This window comes from Ensifer sp. Root278, from assembly GCF_001429285.1.
Classification (GTDB): domain Bacteria; phylum Pseudomonadota; class Alphaproteobacteria; order Rhizobiales; family Rhizobiaceae; genus Ensifer.
This window is the reverse complement of the sequence record NZ_LMJJ01000020.1, coordinates 42905-51704: the sequence shown is the minus strand read 5'-3', so window position 1 is coordinate 51704 and position 8800 is coordinate 42905. Positions and strand designations below refer to the sequence as shown.

10 protein-coding genes are annotated in these 8800 nt (G+C 59.1%); 5 read left to right on the top strand and 5 right to left on the bottom strand.

Translation table 11 applies throughout. The annotated features are described in order from the left end of the window. Nucleotides 1–168 (top strand): aldehyde dehydrogenase family protein (locus tag ASE60_RS16180; RefSeq protein ID WP_156414659.1); only part of this gene is annotated, 168 nt, incomplete at its 5' end. Nucleotides 169–502: 334 nt separating this feature from the next. Here ASE60_RS16180 and ASE60_RS16175 read toward each other — a convergent pair. Both ASE60_RS16175 and ASE60_RS16170 read right to left on the bottom strand, forming a co-directional pair. Next, entirely contained in the window at nt 503–1597 is a 1095-nt protein-coding gene (locus tag ASE60_RS16175; RefSeq protein WP_057251579.1) for a GSU2403 family nucleotidyltransferase fold protein, read from the bottom strand. A 561-nt stretch (nt 1598–2158) separates the two neighbouring features. Further along, complete coding sequence (locus tag ASE60_RS16170) at nt 2159–3115, bottom strand: LysR substrate-binding domain-containing protein (RefSeq protein WP_156414658.1); 957 nt, start codon at nt 3113–3115, stop codon at nt 2159–2161. A gap of 87 nt (nt 3116–3202) precedes the next feature. On the opposite strand from ASE60_RS16170, the gene ASE60_RS16165 reads away from it, so the two are divergent. Genes ASE60_RS16165 through ASE60_RS16155 form a run of 3 tightly spaced genes read left to right on the top strand, consistent with a single transcriptional unit; the run spans nt 3203 to nt 5670 of the window. Further along, nucleotides 3203–3682, top strand: a complete 480-nt coding sequence (locus tag ASE60_RS16165) for a RidA family protein (RefSeq protein ID WP_057251578.1) — start codon at nt 3203–3205, stop codon at nt 3680–3682. Next, a complete protein-coding gene (locus ASE60_RS16160; protein ID WP_244495641.1) occupies nt 3676–4872 on the top strand; it encodes an aminotransferase class V-fold PLP-dependent enzyme in 1197 nt (398 codons plus the stop codon). Before ASE60_RS16165 ends, ASE60_RS16160 begins: the two co-directional genes overlap by 7 nt. A gap of 15 nt (nt 4873–4887) precedes the next feature. Beyond that, a complete protein-coding gene (locus ASE60_RS16155) occupies nt 4888–5670 on the top strand; it encodes an SDR family oxidoreductase (RefSeq protein ID WP_057251577.1) in 783 nt (260 codons plus the stop codon). Between the two features lie 201 nt (nt 5671–5871). Here ASE60_RS16155 and ASE60_RS16150 read toward each other — a convergent pair whose 3' ends face one another. The 3 genes from ASE60_RS16150 to ASE60_RS16145 form a co-directional block, all read right to left on the bottom strand. After that, entirely contained in the window at nt 5872–6417 is a 546-nt protein-coding gene (locus ASE60_RS16150) for a hypothetical protein (RefSeq protein WP_057251576.1), read from the bottom strand. Nucleotides 6418–7270: 853 nt separating this feature from the next. Next, complete coding sequence (locus ASE60_RS35705; protein ID WP_244495640.1) at nt 7271–7447, bottom strand: hypothetical protein; 177 nt, start codon at nt 7445–7447, stop codon at nt 7271–7273. A gap of 61 nt (nt 7448–7508) precedes the next feature. Next, nucleotides 7509–8222, bottom strand: a complete 714-nt coding sequence (locus tag ASE60_RS16145; RefSeq protein ID WP_244495639.1) for an NmrA family NAD(P)-binding protein — start codon at nt 8220–8222, stop codon at nt 7509–7511. 147 nt (nt 8223–8369) lie between these two features. Between ASE60_RS16145 and ASE60_RS16140 the strand changes: the two genes are divergently transcribed. Beyond that, a complete protein-coding gene (locus ASE60_RS16140; RefSeq protein WP_244495638.1) occupies nt 8370–8621 on the top strand; it encodes a helix-turn-helix domain-containing protein in 252 nt (83 codons plus the stop codon). Nucleotides 8622–8800: the final 179 nt, after the last annotated feature.

Here is an 8800-nt window from a genome sequence, read left to right as displayed (position 1 = left end):
AAGCGCAATGCCGAGGCCGGCATGGTCATGGTCAACCTGCCGACGGCCGGCGTCGATTTCCACGTGCCCTTCGGCGGCCGCAAGGGCTCGTCCCATGGCTCGCGCGAGCAGGGACGCTACGCCGCCGAATTCTACACCACCGTCAAGACCGCCTACACGCTGGCTTAAGTGACTGGTTGTTGCTGTCCGGGTTCGTTGATTGAAGAAATGCTGTCATGAACCAAATTCGGCGTCTTGCGTGAACGCTGGACGTGGGCGCGTTCTCGTTATGCGCTTCCAAAATCGCATAATGTATCGACTGGAATGCTGTTTTTCGTGGCCGGTTTTTTAGTCACCCGCACGGCCACCGGCGTTGATGCCCACGGTGGCTGCTTTAGGGAAGGCTGACAAACGCACGCCGGGGACGCTGTTCGTGTCGACGTGAGACCAGAGGCCCTTGCTGGCGATCCGCGACGCCGACGGCCGTTGCGGCGCGAAGGAGCGGCTTGCGTGGCCGGGGAAGTCATTTGGAACGATCATCAGCTCTCAACTTTTCCAAGTCAGGCATCTTCGATCCGAGCGCCTTACCAAGCGCCTTCACACCTTTGGCTGATAGCCTCAAGAGGCCGTTGCAAAGGCCTTCCTTCCAAGAATCTCCCCGATCCCACGCCTCTTCCCAAGCATCGACTAACTCGTATTCGTGGCGCGTCTCTACTAGGGCTTCGAATAGTAGGGAGGCCTGCACCAGGTCTTTGTCCGATTTCACGCGTCCTAGCGTGTCAGTGAGCCTTCTCGAGGCAACGATAAGCTTATGGACGGCATACCGCTCGGGAGCGGGGACCAGGACGTTCACGCCTTCGCGGAAGAGAAGCACCGTGCGGACAGGTTCGTAGATCAGGAAGTCCAGGAACCGGAGGTTTTCTGCCGAAGCGCCGCCGAGGGCGGGCATGGGAGACGGCTTGCCCGTGTATTCGTCCGATCCTCGGTTTCCAGTCAGGAACTCCACTCGGTAGCCCCTACCGTTCTGGAAGGCGACAACCTTGGCTTTGTCCGCTTGGTGCGGCACGGTCCGGAAATCAGGATCGACCGACTGGAGGATATCTAGAATGGGCGGAAGGCTGTCCTGCACCCCGGCCGAGATCGCGAAGTCTTGCGCGAAATCCGCGTCGCCTGTCTGCATGGCAGACGAGGGCAGTCGGACGCCAAGCATCCCCGCATAGGTGCTGAATGCCACCGACCCAATCAGCACCGCACGTAGCCGGAACAAGCCGGCGTCGGCAAGCGCCTTCGTGATATCGCCCGCGAAGGTGTCGGGACCGGGGAGACCGGCACGACGTAGCGTGCTCACCATGCGCCTCCGCTCCCGGAGATCGTCCTTGATCTGCTTGTGCGCCTTCACCCGTGCCGTGATCTCTTCGTCGCTTTCTGGACCGACATAGCTTCGCTTGTATTTGCCCTCGCCATCTGGGAGGTCGAAATACCAGTAATTGCGGTCTTTGACGGTCACGGTCACGAACCATCCTTCCATGGGGAAGTCTGCCAAAAACTGACCGTCGAGCGTCCGTTGCGTCAGCTCCGCGAACATCGTCCGATAGCTGATGTCGATCTCTCTCATCATTGGCATTTCGTCCTTTTGAAAGCGCCGACAAGCGCAGCGATCTGCCTGACGCGCGCTTCCCTTTGACCAAAGTCGTGGTCGCTCATCTTGGTCGCCGTTATAATTTTCTGCCAAGAACTTATAACGCTGTGAGCAAACTGTCAATGTTATAAGTTTCTGCCAAAGCATTATAACCGCGCGCCGTCGGGACCCCGACGATGGATCAGCTCGACAGCGGCTTGCGCACATTGGCGGGAATGCTAAACACGCGCGAGGAGGAGCTCTATTCCACGGAATGAATGGCACCGAATACGGGCCGTACTGATCATCGCTTCTGGGTGTGCCGGGCAGGGTAGTGACGCTCGAGGTGATAATGGTGGGCCCGGCAGGACGCGAACCTGCACTACCCGAATGCCGCCGTATGTTTACGAACTTAACAAACTTGACGAATTTCCTCTGTCTTGAGGTTAAAGCCGGCCTGCATGTTCATCCAAAATTCGGGCATTGTGCAGAAATACTTGGTGGGGCGCGCCAAGAGGTATCCGCCGGCAGATCTTACCGCTGGGACGGCGATTGCATCGATCAAAAAATGGTGCCGGACGTTCTCTGCGCCGATGGGGTCATTTCGTTTTTCAACCAGCCGACAAGAGCGTCTATCGCTGGAAGTTTCCTCGAGAGCGGGTCGAAGGCTGCCCAGTACGCTGCTTTCTGTGAGCTCAAGGAAGCTGACAAGGGCCTGACCAGCCGCCCCGTCCGAATATGCTCCCGAACAAGAAGGCCTCGCCCCATGGCGACACCCTGACCATCAAGAGCAGCTTGCAATACAATGTTGTAGTCGGTCAGGCGGGTCTGTTTGGCCTTCTCAAGTGGAAATCCGGCTGCCTCCGACCACAGCTGCCATTCGAGGCCGCTCTTGGCCTGCAGTATCTCATGGTTGAGAAGGCCCAGGGGGGATTGAAACTGGGAGCCGTCTGCGTACAGCGCCGGGCTCAACACCGGAGACAAATCTTCGTTTGCGAGGTGCACACAGGACTGCTTGCTCGCGCCAAAATCGCCAAATCGAATCGCGATGTCCGCTTCTCCGCGCCCTACATCGACAATTCGCAGGGTCGGATCCAATTCGAGTTCGATCGCTGGATGGCTCTTGAGGAAACCGCCAAGTCTGTTGACCAGCCAGTTCGCGGCGAAAGAGGGGAGCAGGCTCACACGCAACCTGGTCTGCCCGGATCGCGAGCGCACCCTCGCGGTGCCCTCCGACAGCACAGTGAAGGCCTCGTCGACGGTGGCAAGAAACATCGTGCCTGCCTCGGTCAGCTCTATGCTCTTACTCTTGCGACGAAAGAGTGGAGTACCCAGAGCACTCTCGAGCTGCTTGATGTGGTGGCTCACCGCGCTTTGCGTAATTAGCAGTTCCTCGCCCGCCAATCGAAAGCTCCCTCGATTTGCTACCACCTGGAAGACCCTGGCCGCGGAAAGGGGTGGGAGGAATGGGGAACTGCGCAACGTGCCGATGCCTCGCGGATGAATGACGGCTGACATTAACGAATTCGATCGCAGGGCGCAAAGCTTTGAATTGGCGGGCTCCTCGGATTTCTTTCATGAAGCAAGAAAGAAAAGGAGAAAGTGATGACGATTTCCATCCGTGAAAAACTGGCTACTCTTGGCCTAGAACTGCCCGCACCGACTACTCCGGCTGCGAACTACATTTCGGTGGTCCACACGGGCAACCTCTTGTTCATTTCCGGTCAGATCAGCAAGGCCCCGGATGGTGAGATCATTGCAGGCACCCTGGGTGCGGTCATATCTCACGAGCAGGGGGTGCAAGCGGCGCGTATCGCAGCCCTCAACCTTCTCGGACAGATCGCTGCCAATACAGACGGCTCGCTTTCGTCTGTCCGTCGCATCGTGAAGCTTGGCGTATTCGTCGCGGCAACGAGCGAGTTCAAGGATCAGTCGAAGGTTGCAAACGGTGCCTCCGACCTGATGGTTGCGGTGTTCGGCGAAGCCGGGCAGCACACGAGGGCCGCCATTGGTGTCAGTTCGCTTCCCTCGGGGGCAGCCGTCGAGATCGATGCGGTTGTGGAACTGGAGGAGACCAGGTGCTGACCGACGCAAAAATCGACAGCCTGCGCAACGACACACCCGGCTGCGCCGAGCGGAGGCACTTCAATCACGCCGGAGCTTCGCTCCCACCGAGGCGGGTCACCGAAGCAATTGTCGGACACTTGATGCTGGAATCGACGCGAGGTCCGATGGAAGCTGCCGCACTGGTTGCGGACGAGCTCGCGATGCTTCGTACCAACGCTGCCAAGTTCATCGGCGCCGACGAAGGCGAGGTTGCGTTCGGTGGATCGGGGTCTGCCCTTTGGGGGAGCGTGTTTGCCGCGTTGCCACAGCTGAGGTCGGGCGAGCGCATTCTAATTGGCCGACAGGAATGGGGCGGTAATGTCGCATCGATGCAGCGTGCGGCAAGCCATGCCGGGGCAAGTATCGAGACCATTCCCTGCAGGGAAGACGGCAGTGTCGATCCGAACGCTCTTTCCGCAATGATCGACGACAAGGTGCGCATGATCTCGCTTACATGGCTTCCTGCCAACGGGGGACTGATAAACGACGCCGAAGCCATCGGGCGGGTGGCCAACGCGGCTGGCATCCCATACTTCGTCGATGCCGGGCAGGCACTTGGTCAGCTCCCTATCGATGTGTCGAGGATAGGTTGCGATGTTCTCAAGGCGGCCGGCAGGAAATACGTTAGAGGGCCGCGCGGAACGGCTCTTTTGTACGTTCGCTCTAAGTTCCTTGAGAAGCTCAATCCCCGTTTCGTCGATGTGAGCTCCGGCCCTCTGGTGAATGGAAAGGTCGAGTTGAGGAAAGACGCCCGTCTATTCGAAACATCCGAAGCGCCTATATCACTGCTCCTGGGGCTCGGCGAAGCGATCGCGCTGGCTTCAGAGTTGGGTGTCAAGGCGATCCAAGTCCGCATCGCCCTCCTAGCAACCCAGCTTCGGGAAGGGTTGCAGCGCATTCCGGCGGTTGAGGTGCGCGATCTCGGGGAGAAACAGTCGGGCCTTGTTTCTTTCACCGTGGAGGGAATTTCGGCATCGGTTGTGAGAAGCAAGCTAGCCGAGAAGAGTATCTCAATCGGGGCAAACGGCATACCCTACACGCCCTTCGACATGACCGCGCGCGGACTACAGGAAATAGCCCGAGCCTCGGTCAGTTACTTCAATACCGCGGGGGAGGTCGATGGCCTCGTCTATGCGGTTGAACAAATCGCAAAAGATGCAAACCAATAGAAGGACGGAACTGCGATGGATCTGGGAATAAGGGGCAAGCGTGCGATCGTCTGCGCGAGTTCAAAAGGGCTGGGCAGAGGCGTGGCGCAGAAGCTTGCGGAGGCGGGCGCGATCGTTACCCTGAACGGTCGTAGCCGGGACACGCTGGAGGCCACCGCGAGGGAGCTTCGCGAATTGGCAAACGCCGAAGTCTATGCCGTGGTCGCCGACGTAACGACCGTGGAAGGACGGCAAGAGCTTCTCGAAGCGGAACCGAAAGCCGACATCCTCGTCACCAATGCAGGGGGACCGCCGCCTGGGCTATGGTCTGATTGGGAGACGAATGAATGGTTGAACGCACTGAACGCCAACATGCTGACCCCAATCTTGCTGATGAAAGCGGTTCTGCCCGGCATGATCGGTAGGAGCTGGGGGCGCGTCGTCAACATCACCTCCGCATCAGTAAAGTCACCGATCCCGGAGTTGGGCCTGTCCAACGCATCGCGCAGCGGACTGACCGGTTTCGTGGCAGGGACGGCGAGGCAAGTCGCGAAACATGGCGTAACGATCAACAACCTCCTACCAGGGTCGCATGAGACGGATCGTGTAGCCGTGCTTCTCCAGCGAAGGGCAGAAATGAAGGGCATCTCAATCGACCAGGCGCGGCAGGAGGCGCATGCGGAGAATCCGACCGGGCGCTTCGGCACGATTGAGGAGTTTGGCGCTACCGCGGCATTTCTTTGCAGCCAGTACGCAGGCTATATTGTCGGCCAGAATATCCTGCTCGACGGTGGCGCTTTCAGGTCGACGCTTGCTTGAATTCCAACGTCTCGCGGCATGCGGCCCATTTCGCTAACTGCAATTCATGCTCGCAGACAGACGACATAATGGATGGAACCCGAACGGGAACGACACTCACTCAGAGGTCGTTCCCGTGCGGCGTCCAGATGGACTTTCCTTTGTAGCATCACCTGTCCGGTGATCCGCACCTGACCCGACTATTCTTTTTGAGCGACCGCCTCACGCAGGCCCTGCGGGCAAAAAAAACAAGGTCTTTGGCGTCCGCGCCTGCCGCGTTGGATCAATCCAGGATAGTCGTGCAGTCGCAAACTCTAGTTGACAACATATTTCTAATATATCATAAATTGCAATCGTAGGCACTTTGGGGAAGTCGTCACACGGGCTAAGATTCAGTCGGTTGCGTAACTCGGCGAAATCTATTGCCCAAATGGGGTTGCTTTCACTTGAACTCGAGCTGCGAGCAGGGCGAGTTCTACAATTTTCATTAGCGAAAGAAGACAGGGCACCCAGGACGGATGGCGCCTCCAGCAGCGGCGCGCATGCGGCGAATGACGCCCCCGCCAGGGCGACGGCTGCTGCTGCTGTCAGGCGGCGGGCGCCGGATACCAGGATCCCGACCGCCACGGCCATGGTGAACAGAAATGCATTGATGCCGAGCGGCCGCTGGAAGAGCAGGGCGTCGGCCAGCGCCACAAGTACAAGTCCGACGACTGCGCTGGCGTTTCCGCTCCGATCCTGAATGACGGCGTTATCGATTGATGTCATCAACTGTTATCTCCTTGATGCTGTCGCCGGCCGTGGCGAATTCTCGCGCGCCCTCGCGACCGGAAAGGCGGGGCGTGCAATTGGCTTGCGAAAGCAGCCACCATCCGTCTTTGCGGAGGCGATATGGAACTCGGGGGAAGGGGAAGAAAATCTCGGTCTGGGTCATGACAACAGCATGCCGCCCGGATTTGCAGATTCCGTGCAGCCCGTTGGGAATGTTTTAGGAGCATCGGGCTTTCACCGGTCGAGAAAGATCGTTGCTTGTCTGTATCCAGCGCGTGTGTAAGGAAATGCTTGTTGGCGGGTGCGATCAAGGACGCGCTACCGAACGAGGCGGCATGCCTTGCGCTGCTGGGCAGGAGCAGCGAGGCCAAGCTGGCTGCCTGCGCACTGCCTGCCGACTTCGCAGCTGCTCTCTATGCTCGTCTTATGGCTGACCGTATGTAGCTTGGACGAAGACGCCGCTCTGTGGCCGGACGGATTGCGTAACGCGCGAGTTGCAGTCTGACCGGCTTAGAAATGACAGGGCCGCACGTTCGATTCCTCTCAAGGCGAGGGATTGAAAGTCCGCTCTGGGGCCGTTACCAGCCTGGTGGGTTTCGGCTAGGATTTGCGATCAGCTGCTGTTCGGCTACCGAACCAGTTTTGGTCATAGCGGCTGACTGAGACAACTTTCGGCAACGGACATTTCGGTGCCTGAGAGGCAACCGCGATTTCAGGTTATCCAAGTGCGGAGGTCGCTTATCAGTACGTGGCGAGCATCGCCGCGTGGGGTCGGACAGCGGATGGGTACGACATCCATTTGTCGTCCCACCCACCCGCTCGAAATCGCGAACCCCAGGCGGTTCGAGGACTACCCCCGACCGGAGGCATCCAGGTTTGCATGGATCCATGCATCGATGTCCGTGACCGGAATGGACTGCCGCGTGTTGAACGTCCCGGCCTTGTCCCACGCGACGCCCCGACCCAAGGCAAATGCAGCGCGGTACTTGCGCATCATGTTCTGCGGATCTTTCGCCAGTTCTTCCATCAGGAAGGGCACGCTCCATTCAGAGCGGCGGAAGGGCCGCCCGAGACCCGCCTCCAGCTTGTCAGCAACCTCGCCCTAAGTCACGGTGTGCCCGCCAGGAACACGATCTCGTTGCGGATCCGCGGTCGGCGAACACGATTTCCGTGGTCAGCTTCCCGATGTCTTCAGGCGTTGTCAGCGTCGCGGCCGTCTCGAGACTTCCCAGCGCATTGACCTCGAAATTTTTCAAGTCGACGACGCCGAACTCCGGCTCGAACAGGTAGCTCATGAACATCCCGGTCGAGATGATGACCCATTCAGTCTGGGTCTGGGCCTGCAACAGCTCGCGGACGTCCAGCTGCGCGTCGAAGATATCCTGTGGACTGCCACGCCCGATCACGTCGAAGTCGACGCCGAACTGCCAGGGAAAGTAGCGCGGGATGCGGGCCTGCAATGCAGCTTTGGCCAGCTTCATCGGCGTATCGATCCCGGCGGCGTAGCCGGCACAACCAATCACCGTATGGTATCGTGCGAACAGTGAAGCGAGCTCATCGATCGAACTCTTGACCAGGTCGCCAACAACGATCTCGATGCCGAGCTCCCGGATCTCCGCAATGGCGCGCTGCTTATCCGGGTCATCTGACGAGACGGCGCTGGCGCGCAGGAGGACGCTGATCGTCGTCTCCTTTGTCTCGCGTGCACGGCGTGCCAGATTGCGAAGGACGGGTTGCCCGAGTTCCCCGGCACCCAGCACGAGAATGGACCGCGGCGTTGTATCGTAGGCTGTATCGCTCATCGTTTTGCCTCATTGAGAATGCGTTTCGGCTTCGATCTAGCGATGCGCTTATGCAAATGAAAAAAGGTACATGCGTGATACTGTGAACCAGATTTTGAGCAGAGATCCCAGACCGTCTGCGACGGGTTGAGGGATGATGATGACGGAGTGCGCCGCGAACTGCTGGCGCATGCCGGCAACCGCTGGTCGCTCGGCGTCATCCACACGCTCGGCGTCTACGGTAGGCTGCGCCATGCGGAGATCGGGAGGCGTATGCACGGCGTTACGCAGCGAATGCTGACACGGACGTTGCGCCAGTTGGAGCGTGACGGTCTGGTTATCCGAAACGACTTCGGAGAAAACCCACCGAGGGTCGAATACGAGCTGTCCGAAACGGCATGGATCTGCTCCTGCGCATGATCCCGTTGTGGACGTGGATCGTTGAGAACGCGGATCGCTTCCGAAAGTCTAGGGAGGCCTTCGACGCCAGGAGAGATGGCGACTGATTGCGCCGCCAATTGCGGCCCAGGCCTCCGTCGTACATCGAACCGAGGTCGGGCCTTCATGGCATCACTGTGAGGACTGCGTTTGAGGCGCTC